This is a genomic window from Mesorhizobium sp. LSJC269B00, from assembly GCF_000502815.1.
Taxonomy (GTDB): Bacteria; Pseudomonadota; Alphaproteobacteria; order Rhizobiales; family Rhizobiaceae; genus Mesorhizobium.
Genome location: NZ_AYVN01000007.1, coordinates 22,783 through 37,655, shown reverse-complemented (window position 1 = coordinate 37,655; position 14,873 = coordinate 22,783). Strand labels below are relative to the sequence as shown.

The 14,873-nt window shown below is 63.5% G+C and carries 15 protein-coding genes and 1 pseudogene; 6 read left to right on the top strand and 10 right to left on the bottom strand.

Translation table 11 applies throughout. From position 1 onward, the window contains the following. Positions 1–2: 2 nt before the first annotated feature. From X771_RS146625 to X771_RS146650, 6 genes and pseudogenes are all read right to left on the bottom strand, one after another. On the bottom strand, positions 3–509 hold the full coding sequence (locus tag X771_RS146625; RefSeq protein WP_023688843.1) for a GNAT family N-acetyltransferase: 507 nt from the start codon (positions 507–509) through the stop codon (positions 3–5). A 168-nt stretch (positions 510–677) separates the two neighbouring features. After that, complete coding sequence (locus X771_RS146630; protein ID WP_023668621.1) at positions 678–1,316, bottom strand: TPM domain-containing protein; 639 nt, start codon at positions 1,314–1,316, stop codon at positions 678–680. A gap of 6 nt (positions 1,317–1,322) precedes the next feature. Beyond that, positions 1,323–2,213, bottom strand: coding sequence for a YgcG family protein (locus X771_RS146635; RefSeq protein ID WP_023681431.1), 891 nt, complete (start codon positions 2,211–2,213; stop codon positions 1,323–1,325). Between the two features lie 35 nt (positions 2,214–2,248). Continuing rightward, a pseudogene (locus X771_RS146640) lies at positions 2,249–2,704 on the bottom strand (TPM domain-containing protein); the annotation flags it as partial. 49 nt (positions 2,705–2,753) lie between these two features. Beyond that, positions 2,754–3,524, bottom strand: coding sequence for a YgcG family protein (locus tag X771_RS146645; protein ID WP_196813610.1), 771 nt, complete (start codon positions 3,522–3,524; stop codon positions 2,754–2,756). Between the two features lie 239 nt (positions 3,525–3,763). Beyond that, the gene (locus X771_RS146650; protein ID WP_023681434.1) at positions 3,764–4,396 is read right to left on the bottom strand and encodes a LemA family protein; all 633 of its coding nucleotides are present in this window, start codon (positions 4,394–4,396) and stop codon (positions 3,764–3,766) included. Positions 4,397–4,559: 163 nt separating this feature from the next. On the opposite strand from X771_RS146650, the gene X771_RS146655 reads away from it, so the two are divergent. The 6 genes from X771_RS146655 to X771_RS146680 all read left to right on the top strand — a co-directional run bounded on the left by X771_RS146655 (position 4,560) and on the right by X771_RS146680 (position 10,006). Continuing rightward, a complete protein-coding gene (locus tag X771_RS146655; protein WP_023688842.1) occupies positions 4,560–4,811 on the top strand; it encodes a hypothetical protein in 252 nt (83 codons plus the stop codon). A gap of 133 nt (positions 4,812–4,944) precedes the next feature. Beyond that, positions 4,945–5,829 carry a pyridoxal kinase PdxY gene (pdxY, locus tag X771_RS146660; RefSeq protein WP_023688841.1) on the top strand — a complete coding sequence of 295 codons (885 nt, stop codon included), beginning with the start codon at positions 4,945–4,947 and terminating at the stop codon, positions 5,827–5,829. Next, positions 5,826–6,590 (top strand): DUF429 domain-containing protein, encoded by a 765-nt coding sequence (locus tag X771_RS146665; protein ID WP_023688840.1) that lies wholly within the window; start codon positions 5,826–5,828, stop codon positions 6,588–6,590. The genes pdxY and X771_RS146665 overlap by 4 nt, the downstream gene beginning before the upstream one ends. A 147-nt stretch (positions 6,591–6,737) precedes the next feature. Next, a complete protein-coding gene (locus tag X771_RS146670; protein ID WP_023668613.1) occupies positions 6,738–7,382 on the top strand; it encodes a carbonic anhydrase in 645 nt (214 codons plus the stop codon). A 67-nt stretch (positions 7,383–7,449) separates the two neighbouring features. After that, positions 7,450–7,863: a hypothetical protein gene (locus X771_RS146675; protein WP_023688839.1), complete on the top strand. Its 414-nt coding sequence runs from the start codon at positions 7,450–7,452 to the stop codon at positions 7,861–7,863. A gap of 88 nt (positions 7,864–7,951) precedes the next feature. Next, positions 7,952–10,006, top strand: coding sequence for a M3 family metallopeptidase (locus tag X771_RS146680; protein ID WP_023688838.1), 2,055 nt, complete (start codon positions 7,952–7,954; stop codon positions 10,004–10,006). A gap of 31 nt (positions 10,007–10,037) precedes the next feature. Here X771_RS146680 and X771_RS146685 read toward each other — a convergent pair whose 3' ends face one another. The 4 genes from X771_RS146685 to X771_RS146700 form a co-directional block, all read right to left on the bottom strand. Continuing rightward, complete coding sequence (locus tag X771_RS146685) at positions 10,038–11,513, bottom strand: M81 family metallopeptidase (protein ID WP_023688837.1); 1,476 nt, start codon at positions 11,511–11,513, stop codon at positions 10,038–10,040. A 25-nt stretch (positions 11,514–11,538) separates the two neighbouring features. Continuing rightward, positions 11,539–12,363: a carbohydrate ABC transporter permease gene (locus X771_RS146690; RefSeq protein WP_023668609.1), complete on the bottom strand. Its 825-nt coding sequence runs from the start codon at positions 12,361–12,363 to the stop codon at positions 11,539–11,541. Next, positions 12,360–13,229 carry a sugar ABC transporter permease gene (locus tag X771_RS146695; protein WP_023681441.1) on the bottom strand — a complete coding sequence of 290 codons (870 nt, stop codon included), beginning with the start codon at positions 13,227–13,229 and terminating at the stop codon, positions 12,360–12,362. Before X771_RS146695 ends, X771_RS146690 begins: the two co-directional genes overlap by 4 nt. A 331-nt stretch (positions 13,230–13,560) precedes the next feature. Continuing rightward, on the bottom strand, positions 13,561–14,793 hold the full coding sequence (locus X771_RS146700; protein ID WP_023688836.1) for a sugar ABC transporter substrate-binding protein: 1,233 nt from the start codon (positions 14,791–14,793) through the stop codon (positions 13,561–13,563). Between the last annotated feature and the right edge of the window lie 80 nt (positions 14,794–14,873).

Genomic DNA, 14,873 nt, shown 5'->3' with positions numbered 1-14,873 from the left:
GGTCATTCCCAGACGAAGGCGACCTTCTTGAGCGCCCTCTGCTCGAAAATCTCGACGCCTTCGGCGACGTCACGGCCACCCGCGCCGGCATAGAAGGAAAGTGCGTTCTGGTTGTCTTCCAGCGCCCACACCACCATTCCCTTCAGCCCGTGGTCGGCAAGCCGCGCCCGCGCCGCCTTGAACAGCCGGCTGCCGAGCCCGATGCCCTGATATTCCGGACGCAGGTAAAGTTCGTAGATTTCGCCCTGTTGCTTCAGCTCGCGGGCGCGGTTCTTGCCGATCGTGGCATAGCCGGCGATGGTGCCGCCGATCTCGACCACCAGAACGGTGGCGGCGCGGCGGATGGCGTTGGCCCACCAGTCGGCGCCGCGGCGGTTGATCATCGAGGTCAGCGAGCGATGCGGGATGATGCCGGAATAGGCGCCCTCCCAGGCCAGCTGGTGCACGTCGGCAATGGCGCCGGCGTCGCGCGGTTCGGCTTTCCTGATGTCGATGCTCAGCGTATTCATGATTTGTTAACCATAAACCCGCATCGGCCATTTGCAAGACTCGAGGTCAGCCCGCCGACCGCTTTCTCACAGCCGATCGCGACACTGCTGACAATGGGCAAAGCCTGCCTGGAAAACGCGCCCAGCCGGCGCGGTCAGGCGTCCGTCCGGGTAGCGCGTGCAGGCTCTTCAGATCTCGACGAGATGATCGTCCAGCTCATTGGCGTCGCCCGACGTCACCGGGAAATGCTCGGCCAGCACCGCGCCGACCTGCCCGATCGCCTTGACGAAGCCGTCGGCGAGCCGGTCGTCACCGGCATGCTGCAGGAGATCGCGCACCACGCCGTCCCAGACATGCTGGCCGACCTTGCTGTCGATGCCCGAATCGGCGACCACTTCGGCATAACGCTCGGCGATCGACACGAAGACCAACACGCCGGTGCGCGCCGTGGTGCGGTGGACATTGCGGGCGAGGAACTGCCTGAGCGCATTGTGATGTGCCGCCTGATAACGCTGCCGGCGCGGCACCAGATGGATGCGCAAGCCCGGCAGCGCCCACAAAAGCACCAACACCGAGGCCAGTGCCAGCAGTTGGACAATGACGAAATGCGGCAGCCGGATCGACAGCCACCAGGCTTCCAGCCCATAAGCGACGGCGAGGCTGGCAATCAGCATGCCTGATGTCGCCATGAAGGCGGCGGGAAAGAAATAGCCGTCGCTGGCATGCGCAACGACGCAGTAGATCTCGCCGTCGGTTTTGGCCTCGGCCGCGCGGATCGCGGTGGCGATGCGCTCATGGTCCTGTGGGCTGATCGGTCGTGTTGCCATCTTCTCTCACCAGCTCCCTGAAGACCCGCCACCGCCAGACGAACCGCCGCCGCCTGAAAACCCGCCGCCGCTGCTTGAGCCCGAAGACCAGCTGCTGCCCGAACTTCCCGATGACCATCCGCTGCCCGACGACGAACTTGTTGTCCAGCTGCTGGAGCCCGAGGACGATCCGCTCGGCCCCTGGCCGTAGCGAAAGGTCATGCCCAGCCATTTATACACGCCCGGCGACAGCTTGGTGCCGAAGATCGGCGGCAGGAAGGCCATCGCCAGGCCGCCGAAGAACATCGCCGCCCACAGGATCAGGAAGACCGCGACGACGGGATCGATGGGCGTGCTGCGGTCGGCCGGGTTGCGCTTGCCGCGCGCCTCCAGCTCTTCCGGGTTGCCTTCCAGCACCATGACCATGTCGTCGACGGCCTTGGAAATGCCGCCGGAGAAATCACCGGCGCGGAACGCCGGCACCATGTCGTTTTCGATGATCAGTTTGGTGTGCAGGTCGGTCAGCGTGCCTTCCAGCCCGTAGCCGACCTCGATGCGCATCTTGTGGTCGTTCTTGGCCACCAGCAGAAGCACGCCGTTGTTTTCGCCGGCCTGCCCGAGTTTCCAAAAGCGGAACAGCCGGTTGGCGTAGGGTTCGATCTCCTCGCCGTCGAGGCTGTTGATCGTGGCGACGACGATCTGGTCGGAGCCTTTGGTCTCGAAATCCGCGAGCTTCTGCGTCAGTGCCGCCTTGGTCGCGGCGTCGATAATACCGGCATTGTCGACCACCCGCCCGGTGAGTGCCGGCAGGTCTGCCGCCAAAGCTACAAACAGCATGGTGAGCATCGTCAACAGCGCGATGCCGATCGTCGCGGCTGCGCGGCCAGGTCTTGGCGGATTGAAGACGCGTACTGTCATGCCGTCACCAGTTCCCCTCAACCACCATGACTGTCCTCAATCACCATGATCATGTCGTCGACCGCTTTGGAAATACCGCCGGAGAAATCCCCGGCGCGGAAGGCCGGCACCATGCCTTCAATGATCCGTGTGGCGTGCTGGTTGGTGAGCGTGGCTTCCAGCCCGTAGCCGACCTCGATGCGCATCTTGCGGTCGTTCACGGCCACCAGCAGAAGCACGCCATTGTTCTTGGCCTTCTGGCCGAGCTTCCAAGCGTTGAACAGCCGGGTGGCGTAAGGCTCGATCTCCTCGCCGTCGAGGCTGGGAACCGTCGCGACGACGATCTGGTCGGAGCCTTTGGTCTCGAAATCGGCCAGTCTTTGGGTGAGCGCCGCCTCGGTCGCGGCATCGATGATGCCTGCATTGTCGACGACACGACCGGTGAGGGCGGGCAGTTCCGCCGCCAGCGCCGCGAAGCTGACGAGCAAGACCAGCAAGGCAGCGCCGGTCATCGTGGCGAAGCGGCCATGCCAGGGATTGGCGATGCGTGTTGTCATCTCGTCACCAGCTTCCCGAGGAGCCGCCGCCGCCGGACGAACCGCCGCCGCCGGAAAAGCCGCCACCACCGCTTGAACCCGACGACCAGCCGCCCCCGCCCGAAGACCAGCCGCCGCTGGACGACCGCCGGCCCGGCTCGAATGTCATGCCGAGCCAGCGATAGCGGCCGGGACCGAGTTTTTGGCCGAAGATCGGCGGCAGGATGGAGGCGGCCATGCTGCCGAAGAAGATGATTGCCCAGATGCTGATGAAGACGCCGAAGAACAGATTGTCGGTATTGATGGGCGGCTTCTGGTTGCGCTCGCCGCGCGCCTCCAATTCCTCCGGATTGCCTTCCAGCACCATCACCATGTCGTCGACGGCCTTGGAAATGCCCCCGGAGAAATCGCCGGCGCGGAACGCCGGCACCATGTCGTTTTCGATGATCAGCTTGGTGTGCAAATCGGTCAGCGTGCCTTCCAGCCCATAGCCGACCTCGATGCGCATCTTGCGGTCGTTCGGCGCCACCAGCAGCAGCACGCCGTTATTTTCCTTGGCCTGGCCGAGCTTCCAGAAGCGAAACAGCCGGTTGGCGTAAGGCTCGATCTCCTCGCCGTCGAGGCTGGGGATGGTGGCGACGACGATCTGGTCGGAGCCTTTTGTCTCGAAGTCGGCGAGTTTCTGGGTGAGCGCGGCTTTGGTTCCCGCGTCGATAATGCCGGCGTTATCGACGACGCGGCCGGTCAGCGCGGGGAGGTCGGCGGCGAAGGCGGTGAGGGGCAGGAAGACGGCCAGAAAGGCGAGAAGAACACCAAGGTTGGCGTTCCTTCGCGTCCCCCTCTGTCCTGCCGGACATCTCCCCCTCGAGGGGGGAGATTGGCAATCTCGCTGCCGACGCTCAGCCGGCAACGCTGATATTTGGCGCAAGGACAGAAGACAGCTGATCTCCCCCCTTGAGGGGGAGATGTCCGGCAGGACAGAGGGGGGTGTGAAGGAACGCAAGGCTGGCAAAGGCCAAGCTCACCCAGACGTCATCACCCGCCCTGCTTCGTGCCGAAATCGACCTTCGGCGGCTGCATCTTGTCTTCTTCGACGGTGAAGTTGGCGAAGGGCTCGTTGCTGCGGAACCAGAAGGTTGCCCATAGCACCGACGGAAAGGTCCTCAGCGTCAGATTGTAATCCTTGACCGCCAGGATGTAGTCGCGCCGCGCCACGGCGATACGGTTCTCGGTGCCTTCGAGTTGCGCCTGCAGCGCCAGGAAATTCTGGTTGGCCTTGAGGTCGGGATAGGCCTCCGACACCGCGATCAGCCGCGACAGCGCGCTGGTCAGCCCTGATTGCGCATCCTGGAACTTCTTGAGCGCTTCGGGGTCCTTCAGCGTTTCCGGCGTCACCGTGATCTGCGTCGCCTTGGCGCGCGCTTCGACCACCGCATCGAGCGTGTCCTTTTCATGCGAGGCATAGCCCTTCACCGTCTCGACCAAATTGGGAATGAGGTCGGACCGACGCTGATACTGGTTCAGCACCTCGCTCCATGCCGCCTTGGCGTTTTCCTCCGCCGTCGGGATGGTGTTGAAGCCGCAGCCGGCGAGCAGAGGCAGCACGACGGCCATCATCAGCACGGCCGGCAGACTGCGGAAAGGGAAGGCAAGGCGCTGGGCAAACATGGTGAGGTCCCTCGACAGAAGTTGCATGCGAAGCATTAGCACAATCCGCGCTCAAGAAAATGTCTGCCGCTGGCGCGCATTCCTGGCGCGCATTCATGCGCCGGCGAGGCCCTGTGATTGATCGCGCGAACACGGTATGGTTGCCGGCAAACAGGACAGGATCATGGCGGAACGCCACGACGATGACAGCGAATCGCGCCGCATTATCGAGCGCGTGGCGAACGAGGGCGGCCTTGGCGGCGCATCGCTGGTGTCACGGGCAGCGAAAGGCGCGCGCGATCATGTTACCGCAGCGGAGGCCGACCGATCCGATCCGATCGAGGTCTGGGGCACCCGCATCGGTCGCGCACTTGGGCTCATCGTCGCCCTCGGCCTTTTGATCTGGCTCGCGTACTACGTCTCCCGGGGCAGCTAGAGCATGATCCTGAAAAGTGGGAACCGGTTTTCTCGGACAAACGGGAACCGTTTTGTCCGGAGATCATCCTCCAACCAAAGAGATAGATCAGGATGACGATTCAACGAAAAATTATCCGTATCTAGGATTTTCCATGAACCGCGAAAAAGCCGACGCGCCGCGCGCGGTCATCGTCATTTCCAGCCATGTCGCCCGCGGCTCGGTCGGCAACCGCGCCGCCGTGTTTGCGCTGGAGACGCTGGGCTTTCCCGTGTGGGCGGTACCGACGGTCATCTTGCCCTGGCATCCGGGCCATGGCCGCGCCACGCGCATCGTGCCGCCGCTCGACCAGTTCAAGGCGCTGATGGCCGATCTCGAGCGCGCGCCCTGGCTGGGTGAGGTCGGCGCGGTGCTGTCGGGCTATCTTGGCGAGGCCGGCCAGGCCGAGGCCGTCGCCTCGCTGGTTGCGGCGGTCAAGGCCAAGACGCCGGACGCGATTTATATATGCGATCCGGTGATGGGCGATTCCGGCGGGCTCTATGTGCCCGAGCCGACGGCCGCCGCGATGCGCGACCGGCTGATGCCGATCGCCGACATCGCCACCCCCAACCGCTATGAGCTGGAGTGGATGGCCGGCGCGCCTTTGCCCGATCTGAAATCGGTGATCTCGGCCGCCCTCCATGCCGGACCGTCAACAATGCTGGTGACGTCGGCACAGTCGATGATGACCGGCGGCACCGGCAATCTGCTGCTTGACGGCACCCAGGCGCTGCTGGCCGAACACCGCCTCATCGACAAGCCGCCGAATGGCCTCGGTGACCTGACTGCGGCCGTCTACCTCGCCCGCATCCTGTCGGGGCAGCCGCCGATCAAGGCGCTGCAATCGACCACCGCCGCCGTCTACGAAATCCTGGCGCGAACCGCCAAGCGTGGCGGCGACGAGTTGCAGCTTGAAACCGATGCCCAGAGCCTGTCGCATCCGATGGCGATGGTGCAACTGCGCCACCTCACGCATCCGGGGCGGGACCGCCGGGCGTGACCTCGACCGTGGTCGTCGGCGTCGACGGCTGCAAGGCCGGCTGGATCGCCGTCCGCCGCGATCTGGATGCCGCGCCGTCAGTCCGCGTCTTTCCCAGCTTTGCGACCCTGCTCGACGCCTTGCCCGCCGATGCGACAGTGGTCGTCGACATGCCGATCGGCCTGCCGGACGTCTCGCAAAGAGGCGGGCGCGGGCCGGAGACCTTGGTACGGCCAATGCTCGGAGCACGGCAATCCAGCGTCTTCTCTATCCCGTCCCGCCCGGCCCTCTACGCCGACACCAGCGGCTTCACCACGGTCGAGGCCTGGTATGAGGCACATCGGCGCGCCAGCGAGGTGGCCAAGGCGACCTCCGATCCGCCACGCGGCGTCTCGATCCAGGCCTTCGGCATCTTTGCCAAGATACGCGAGATCGACGCGCTGCTGATCGCACGTCCGCAACTGCGCCGCCGCGTCTTCGAATCGCATCCCGAAGTGGCCTTCTGCCGGCTGAACGGCGAAAAACCGATGACACTGCCGAAGAAGATCAAGGGCGCCGTCAATCCGGCCGGGATGGAAGAACGCAAGGCACTGCTCTGCCGGCACGGCTATACCAGAGCTTTCCTTGACCAGCCGCCGCAACGCGGTGCTGCCGCCGACGATTTCCTCGACGCCGCAGCGATGATGCTGATTGCCGGACGCATTGCCGGCGGGGAGGCAACGCCGTTTCCCGACCCGCCGCTTGCCGACCGTTTCGGCATTCCCCTGGCGATCTGGGCGTGAGGCAAGCGGCGCCATGCGTGCGGCATGGCGATTTGCGACGAAGCCATCCGCAATTCGGCATTGCCCGCGACGGGCATTTGCCGTTAGAGCCTTTCTAACTTGAAATGAGCTGCCGTCGCTAACCCCGAAAGGCTTCATCCCTAGCCCATGCCCCATCTCCCCGAACATCTTTGGACCGGCTACCGCAACTTCATGAATGGCCGCTATCTCACCGAGAGCGGACGCTATCGCGAGCTTGCCCGCGAGGGGCAGGCGCCCGAAACCATGATCGTTGCCTGCTGCGATTCCCGCTCTGCCCCCGAGGCGATCTTCGACGCCGGTCCGGGCGAACTGTTCGTCCTGCGCAATGTCGGCAATCTGGTGCCGCCCTATGCGCCGGACGGCGAGTTCCACTCGACCTCGGCCGCGCTCGAATTCGCCGTGCAGAGCCTGAAGGTGAAAAACATCGTGGTGATGGGCCATGGCCGCTGCGGCGGCATCCGCGCCGCGCTCGACACCAATTCGGCGCCGCTGTCGCCCGGCGACTTCATCGGCAAATGGATGAGCCTGATCGCGCCGGCGGCCGAAACCGTTTCGTCCAGCACGTTCATGACGACAACCGAACGGCAGACGGCGCTGGAGCGGATTTCCATCCGCTATTCGATCGCCAATCTCAGGACCTTCCCTTGCGTCTCCATCCTCGAAGGCAAGGGGCGGCTGTCGCTGCATGGCGCCTGGTTCGACATCTCGACCGGCGAGCTCTGGGTGATGAACAAGGACACCGGCGACTTCGAGCGGCCGGATTTGACGTAGACCCATGATCCCGAAAAGTGGGAACCGGTTTTCGGATAAGGGCATGGTCAAATAAGAGGAGGCAAGAATGCGGGTTTGGCCTGCGATCGCTTTCGCCGTAGCGGCGCTGCTGATTTCGCTCGTCCCTGCCCGCTCCGATGACGGCGCCATTATCGACCGCTGGTATTCGGCGCTGCTGGTCGCCGATCGCACCGAATTGTCGGACCTGCTCGCCGACGATGTCCGCATCAAGCTCGACGATCTCGGCGTCGTACAGTCGAAGCAGGAGTTCATCGCGTCGATCGACGAATGGAAGGGCGCGGTCGCCGGAGCCGCAATCCGGCATCGCGTCGAAAAGAGCGAGGCCGGCGTCACAACTGTCATCGCCTGCTATGATTTCCCCAACAATGACATGCTGATGCAGGAGACGTTCGCCGTCACCGGCAACCGCATCACCGCCAGTTCGCAAGCGGCGATCGCGGAAAATTGCGACGGCTTCTGACGCGGGCTTGAACGGCCGCGCTGTTGCGCCGCGCCAGTCATCGCCCTACATCGGTCAGCAAGCTCCGCCAATCATCGAAAGATCCCCCATGCCGTCCACGAAAACCGTCGATCTCGCCGCCCATCCGCTGACCAAATGGCAAGGGCCGCTCGGCCTGCCGGATTTTGCCAGCATCGGCGACGACGATTTCTCCTCGGTGTTCGACGCGGCGCTGAAGGCACATGAGGCCGAAATCGATGCGATCGCCGGCAACAAGGATGCGCCGACCATCGAGAATACGCTGGCAGCCCTCGAGCTCGCCGGTGAGCCGCTCGACCATGTCTCGTCGATCTTCTGGTGCCGGGCCGGCGCCCACACCAACGATGCGATCCAGGCGCTGGAGCGCGATATCTCGCCAAAAATGTCGAGGCATTTCTCGGCGATCTCGATGAACGAGAAATTGTTTGCCCGCGTCGACGATCTCTACCAGCGCCGTGAGACGCTCAAACTCGACGCCGAGACGCTGCGGGTGCTGGAGAAGACCTGGAAAGGCTTTGTGCGATCGGGCGCAAAACTCGACGCCGACGGCAAGAAGCGGCTGGCCAACATCAGCGAGGAGCTGTCCTCGCTCGGCACGACCTTCGGCCAGAACGTGCTGGCCGACGAGCGCGACTGGGCGCTTTTCCTCGACGAGGCTGATCTTGCGGGCCTGCCGGACTTCGTGAAGAGTTCGATGGCCGAAGCCGCCGAGACGCGCGGCCAGAAAGGCCGCTACGCAGTCACCTTGTCGCGCTCTATCTATGAGCCGTTCACGACCTTCTCCGAACGCCGCGACCTGCGCGAGAGCGCATTCCGCGCTTTCACCATGCGCGGCCAGAATGGCGGCGCCAGCGACAACACCGCAGTGGTGCGCGACATGCTGAAACTGCGCGCCGAAAAGGCCAGGCTGCTAGGCTATGCCTCGTTCGCCGCGCTGAAACTCGACGACACCATGGCCAAGACGCCGAAGGCGGTGCACGACCTCCTCGACCCGGTCTGGGAGAAAGCGCTGGAGAAGGCCGCCGCCGACCAGAAGGAGCTGGAGCGGCTGGCGACCAAGGCAGGCAGCAACGAAAAATTCGCCGCCTGGGACTGGCGCTTCTACCAGGAGAAATTGCGCGCCGAAAAATTCGCCTTCGACGAGGCGGAACTGAAACCCTATCTGCAACTCGACCGCATCATCGACGCCTGCTTCGACGTCGCCACAAAACTGTTCGGCATCACTTTCGAGGAGAAGAAGGGCATCGCCGCCTGGCATCCCGACGCGCGCGTCTTCGTGGTGAAGAACGCCGATGGCAGCGAGCGCGGCCTGTTCCTCGCCGACTATTTCGCCCGGTCCTCGAAGCGCTCCGGCGCGTGGATGAGCGCGCTGAAGTCGGGCTACAAGCTTGGCGATGGCTCCAAGCCGGTGATCTACAATATCATGAACTTCGCCAAGCCGCCGGCCGGGGAAGCAGCGCTGTTGTCGGTCGATGAGGCCAAGACCCTGTTCCACGAGTTCGGCCATGCTTTGCACGGCATGCTGACCGACGTCACCTGGCCGTCGGTGGCGGGCACCTCGGTTTCCCGCGATTTCGTCGAACTGCCTTCGCAGCTCTACGAGCACTGGCTGACGGTGCCCGCAGTGCTGGAAAAGCATGCGCTGCATGTTAAGACCGGCAAGCCGATGCCGAAGTCGCTGCTCGACAAGATGCTGGCCGCCCGCACGTTCGGCGCCGGTTTCGCCACGGTCGAGTTCACAGCGTCGGCGCTGATCGACATGGCGTATCACGCGCGGCCGGATGCGCCGGCGGAACCGCTGCGTTTCGAAGCCGAAACGCTGGAAAAGCTTGATATGCCCGACACCATCGCCATGCGTCATCGCACCCCGCATTTCGGCCATATCTTCTCCGGCGACGGTTATTCAGCCGGCTACTATTCCTACATGTGGTCGGAAGTGCTCGACGCCGACGCCTTCGCCGCCTTCGAGGAGACCGGCGATCCCTTCAACCCGGCGCTGGCGGAACGGCTTCGGAAGAATATCTATGCCGCTGGCGGGTCGAAGGATCCGGAGGAGCTGTACACGGCGTTCCGCGGCAAGATGCCTTCGCCGGAAGCGATGATGGTGAAGCGGGGATTGCTATAGCGCCGCCTTATCTCCCCCCTCGAGGGGGAGATCACCAGCGCCAAGGATCCGCCACCCGTGGCCACACCGGCCGCGTCAGCTTCCTGTAATCCGTCACCGCCGGATTGCTCGGATACGAGCTCGGCGCCGAGACATAGATGATCTCCGCCGCGATCGGTTCAAAGCCGGCGTAGAAATGGTTGGTTGACTTGATCAGCAATATGTCCTTCGACAACGGATCGACACCGATGTTGGAGAAGACATCCGGCTCGAAGGTCTGCGTGCGGTTGGTGTTGAGGATGATGTCGATTTCGGTGCCTTCGAGCCGCACCAGCGCCGTCGGTCCGAGCGTCACCCGGCTCGGCCCGAAGCTCTGCCAGCCCTCGGGGACGGCTTTCAACACCTTGACGCGCGCATCGATCGGTTCGCCGGCCAGCGGCCCGGCCTTGCCGCCGAAGCGCAGGTCGATGACGGCGCCTTCGCCTGCCGCCTGGCAAAAGGTGACAGCGATCGGGTCCCAGATCGTCGCCACGCCAAAATTGTCCACGCCCTGTTCCAGCATGGCGCGCAGCACGACCGTACCGTCGCCGGCGACGCCACCGCCGGGATTGTCCCAGATGTCGGCAATCACAACCGGCTTGCCGGGATTTTCCTTGCGCACGGCCAGTGCCCGCGCGATGCCGTCCTCGGTGTTCAGCATCGTCATCGCCGTCCTTTCGCGGATGGCGTAAAGCTCGTGCCCTAGCCTCTCCGCCAGCGCATCGCCCTTGGCCTTGTCATTGTCAGTGACGACCAGGATGCGCGTGCCCATTTCCGGCACGTCCGCGGCCATGAAGCCATGGATGACCGAGACCGACAGCACGCCGTCCTTGCCGTGCAGCGCCTTGATGCGGTCGACGAAGGAGCGCATCGGCTCGCGGCTGGTCGGCAGCACCTGGATCATGCGGCAGTCGAACGTCGAGATCACCGGCTTGATCTCGTCGCGCGCCGCCGCCAATCCAAGCTCGACGACATGTTCGCCGCGCTCATAGAAGTCGGTGTGCGGGAATTCGAGGAAATAGGCCATGACATTGCATGCCGCGACGCGCTTTGGGGTCAGATGACTGTGCGGGTCGAGCTCGACCGCGATCACCACGTCGGGCCCGACGATTGCGCGAACCCGTTCCAGCAGATCGCCTTCGCAATCGTCATAGCCTTGCGCCACCATGGCGCCGTGCAGGCCGAGGATGACGGCGTCGACCGGCAAGGCTGCCTTCAACTGGCCGAGAATCTCGTCGCGCAACGACTCATAGGTCTGCCGCTGCACCAGCCCGCCCGGCTCCGCCCAGGTGGCGGTGCCTTCGATGACGGTCAGCCCTTCGGCAGCCGCACGCCGGCGCAGCGCGACCATCGGCGAGGAGCACAAGGTCGGCGTGTCTGGATGCTTGCCCGGCCCGGCATAGAACGCCATCTCGAACGACGCCCGGTCGGTCGGCACCGGCGAGAAGGTGTTGGTTTCGGTCGCCAGCGAGGCGGTGAAGATGCGCATGAAAGCTCCGTTGTGAATGGCGCCGTTATTTGACCGCCCCGAGCGCCAGCCCGCGGACGAGATAGCGCTGCAGCCAGATGAACAGGATTGCCACCGGCAGCGTCGCCAGCAGCGTCGCCGCCATTACATGGTGCCATTCGATCGTGTAGCGGCCGGCGACCAGCGAGAACACCTGGATAGGCAGCGTGTAACTTTCCTGGCTGCGCAGCATTGTGAGCGCAACGACGAACTCATTCCATGCGTTGATGAAGGTGAAGATGGCGGTCACCGCTATTGCCGGCAGGCAAAGCGGCAGAAACACTTTTCGCAAGGTCAGCCATCGGCCGGCGCCTTCCATCCACGCTGCTTCCTCGAGATCGCGCGGGATGGTGTCGAAATAGCTTTGCAGCATCCACACGGTGAAGGCGACGTTGAAAGCCATGTAGATGACGCCGAGCGCGGTCGTGGATTCGATCAGACCCCAGGCCGCCATCAGCCGGAACAGGCCGAGCACCAGCACGATCGGCGAGATCATCTGCGAGATCAGCAGGAACTGGCGGAAGGCGCCATAGCCGGCAAAGCGAAACCGCGACATGGCATAGGCGGCCGGCACCGAGATCAGGATGGCGCCGACGGTGGCGATAACAGAGACATAGAGCGAATTGGCCAGCGCCTGGCCAAAGCCGGTCGCCACCCACATGTCGGCAAAATTCGACCAGTGGAATTCGCTTGGCCACCAGGTCGGCGACAGCACCTCCTGCCGCGGCTTGACCGCGGTCAAAAACATTACCGCGAAGGGGAAGATCGTCACCACGAGCAGCGGCGAAAGCAGCAGCCAGGCGATGATCGTACGCTTCAGCTTGGGCGTCATGTGCGCTGCTCCCGCATGGCAAGCCGCACATAGATCATGGTGAAGATCAAAAGGATGGCGAACATCAGCAGCGACACCGCCGATGCTTCACCCAGTTTGCCGATGCGGAAGGCCAGCTTGTAGAGATGGGTGACCAATATGTCGGTCGAGTTGGCCGGCCCGCCCTGCGTCATCACCCAGATGATCGGGAAGGAATTGAAGACGTAGATGGTGTTGAGCACGATGGCGATGTTGATGAACGGCTTCAGCAGCGGAAAGGTGATCTCGCGGAACTGCTGCAGCGGCGTCGCCCCCTCCAGGGCCGCCGCCTCGTAGAGGTCGTCGGGGATCGACGACAGGCCGCCGAGGAAGATGGTCGTGGTGAACGGTACCGTCACCAATATGCCGATCAGCACCTGCATCGGGAATGCCGTCTCGGCGCGCGCCAGCCACTGGATGTTTTCATGGATCAGGCCGAGCCCGATCAGCGCCGAGTTCAGCATGCCGCTTTCACCGTTGAGCGCCCAGCGCCAGACCACCGCCGTCATCGTCAGCGACACCGCCCAGGGCAGCATGATGATGACGCGGGCAATGCCGCGGCCGTAGAAATCGGTGTTGAGGATCATCGCCACCGGCACCGACAACAGCAGCGCGCCGCCGACCACCAGCAACGTCCACAGGCCGGTGCGCCAGAGTGCCGCCAGGAAATCGGGATCGGCGAGGAAGGCTGAATAATTGGCGAAATCGTTGAAGTCGCGTAGCTGGCCGAAGCGGCTGACGTCATGCGTCGAGATCTGGATCAGGTCCCAGACCGGCCAGAAGATGACGACCGCCGCCAGCAACAGGCTGGGCAAGGTCAGCAGATAGGGCAAGAAGCGATTTTGCATCGGCCGGTTTTGTACCGTGGTTCTGTGGCGCTGGCACGCCAGCTCGGATCAATCTTGCATATCGGTCTTTAGCAGCGCTTCAGAAGAATGCCTTTCCTCTCCCCCGTCGATCAGGGGAGAGGTGTCGAGCGAAGCTCGGGGGGTCGACCCTTGGGGCGCAAGGCGAGGTGATGTTTGCCCCTATTGCCCTTCCTATGTCCGTTCGCGGCGGTTGCCAGGTGGTTCCCCCACTCCGTCTCGGCTTCGCCGAGCCACCTCTCCCCCTCCGGAGGGAGAGGAAAGTGTGGCGCGCCCCGATCTCAGGGGCGCGCCGGGCGCAGGGAGATACGCCCTATTTCTTGATCACGGCGTTGGCCTTGGCAGCCGCTTCCTTCAAGCCTGCCTCGGGGTCGCCGCCGAGATAGATCTTCTGCATGGCATCCGAGGTGATCTGGGCGACTTCTTCCCAGCCGGGGATGACCGGCGCAAAGCGGGCGTCGGGCAGCAGCGCGGTGAACGCTGCCAGATCGGCATTGTTGACGTAATAGTCCATCTTGGCCTCTTCCTTGTTCACCGGCAGGAAGCCTTCCCCTTGCGTGAACTTGGCGCGCTGTTCGGTGGTGAACAGGAAGTCGAGCAGCTTCCAGGCCTCATCCTTGTTCTTGGAATTCTTGAACATGATGATGGAATCGGTGACGCCGTACGTGCCGCGCGCGCCGGTCGGTCCGGCGGGGATAGCGGCCACGCCGTATTTCAGGTTCGGCGCCTCGTCCTTGATCTGGTTGGACAGGAAGGGCGCGGTGATCATCATGCCGACCTTGCCCTGCTTGAACAGGTTCTGGACGTCCTCGCGGTTGTTGGAGGTGACGCCGGGTTCCGTCAGGCCTTCGTCGATCATCGACTTGTAGAGCTTGGCGGCTTCGAGCGCGCCCGGCGTGCCGAGGCCCGACGTGCCATCCTTGTTGAGAATCTCGGTGCCTTGCGACCACATCGCATAATAATAATAGACGTCGGTCTCGATCTCCTTGCCCTGCAGGCCGAAGCCGAACGTGCCGGTGCCCAGTGCCTTGATCTTGCGCGCATCCTCCTGCAACTCGGTCCAGGTTGCCGGCGGGTTGGCGATTCCGGCCTTCTCGAACAATTCCTTGTTGTAGTACATGGCGCGCGCCGAGGCCGCGATCGGCAGGCCATAGGTCTTGCCCTCCATGATCGACGGCGACAGGAAGGTGTCGATGAAGCGGTCCTTGAACTCCGGCTTGATGTAGGCGTCGAGCGGCTCGGCGACATCCTGCTGGACGAAATCGATCAGCCAGCGGGTGCCGATGATCGACAGGTCGGCATTGGTACCGGCCGTGATGTCGGTGGTCAGCTTCTGCAGCAGCACGTCCCACGGCACAACTTCGAACTTGACGGTGATACCCGGGTTGGCTGCCTCGAATTCCTTTTTCACCGCTTCGAAATACGGGCCGGTCTTGGCGCTGTATTCGGCGACGGTTACGCGCACCTCGCCGGCATCTGCCTGCGCGGCCAGGGCGAGCAGGCTCATTCCGGCCATCACGCCGACAGTCCATTTTGCAAGCTTCATTCGATCTCTCCCATTTGATTGCGTCTGCACTCTTGCGGCTTTGAGGCGGCCACGGCTTTATGTGACTTTCCTACATTATC

Coding starts and splice junctions, on each gene's coding strand:
- X771_RS146685 (WP_023688837.1), bottom strand. CDS start 11,513: ATGCGCATCTTCACCGCCTCGCTGGCGACCGAAACCAACACCTTCTCG.
- X771_RS146650 (WP_023681434.1), bottom strand. CDS start 4,396: ATGTTTGCCCAGCGCCTTGCCTTCCCTTTCCGCAGTCTGCCGGCCGTG.
- X771_RS146635 (WP_023681431.1), bottom strand. CDS start 2,213: ATGACAGTACGCGTCTTCAATCCGCCAAGACCTGGCCGCGCAGCCGCG.
- X771_RS146690 (WP_023668609.1), bottom strand. CDS start 12,363: ATGACGCCCAAGCTGAAGCGTACGATCATCGCCTGGCTGCTGCTTTCG.
- X771_RS146700 (WP_023688836.1), bottom strand. CDS start 14,793: ATGAAGCTTGCAAAATGGACTGTCGGCGTGATGGCCGGAATGAGCCTG.
- X771_RS146680 (WP_023688838.1), top strand. CDS start 7,952: ATGCCGTCCACGAAAACCGTCGATCTCGCCGCCCATCCGCTGACCAAA.
- X771_RS146695 (WP_023681441.1), bottom strand. CDS start 13,229: ATGCAAAATCGCTTCTTGCCCTATCTGCTGACCTTGCCCAGCCTGTTG.
- X771_RS146625 (WP_023688843.1), bottom strand. CDS start 509: ATGAATACGCTGAGCATCGACATCAGGAAAGCCGAACCGCGCGACGCC.
- pdxY (WP_023688841.1), top strand. CDS start 4,945: ATGAACCGCGAAAAAGCCGACGCGCCGCGCGCGGTCATCGTCATTTCC.
- X771_RS146675 (WP_023688839.1), top strand. CDS start 7,450: ATGCGGGTTTGGCCTGCGATCGCTTTCGCCGTAGCGGCGCTGCTGATT.
- X771_RS146670 (WP_023668613.1), top strand. CDS start 6,738: ATGCCCCATCTCCCCGAACATCTTTGGACCGGCTACCGCAACTTCATG.
- X771_RS146655 (WP_023688842.1), top strand. CDS start 4,560: ATGGCGGAACGCCACGACGATGACAGCGAATCGCGCCGCATTATCGAG.
- X771_RS146630 (WP_023668621.1), bottom strand. CDS start 1,316: ATGGCAACACGACCGATCAGCCCACAGGACCATGAGCGCATCGCCACC.